1 protein-coding gene is annotated in these 294 nt (G+C 49.7%); it reads left to right on the forward strand.

Annotated elements, in window-relative coordinates:
- The coding region (locus tag A142_RS09995) for an IS5/IS1182 family transposase (protein WP_019820700.1) at positions 1-294 on the forward strand (294 nt) is incomplete at both ends.

Raw genomic sequence — 294 nt, forward strand, 5'->3', positions numbered from 1 at the left:
CATATTGCCGTCGATACAAGCACTCATGAGCTTATTGCCGCCGAGCTAAGTTTACCAACGGTTACAGATGGAGAAGTCCTCCCGAACTTACCGAAACAAACACGCCGAAGTATCTTTGAGGTGTCTGGTTATGGCGCTTACGACACGAGAGCGTGTCACGCTGCTATTAAGATTAAGGGAGCCATTGCGCTTGTTCCCCCAAGAGAAGGGGCAGCATTCTGGGAGCGTGGTCACCCTCGAAATCTCGCCGTTGGTTGCCAGAAATTATACGGCTCAAATAAGTATTGGAAAGAG

Origin of the sequence: Vibrio splendidus 12E03 (assembly GCF_000272105.2) — a bacterium.
In the GTDB taxonomy this organism is placed as follows: domain Bacteria; phylum Pseudomonadota; class Gammaproteobacteria; order Enterobacterales; family Vibrionaceae; genus Vibrio; species Vibrio splendidus_I.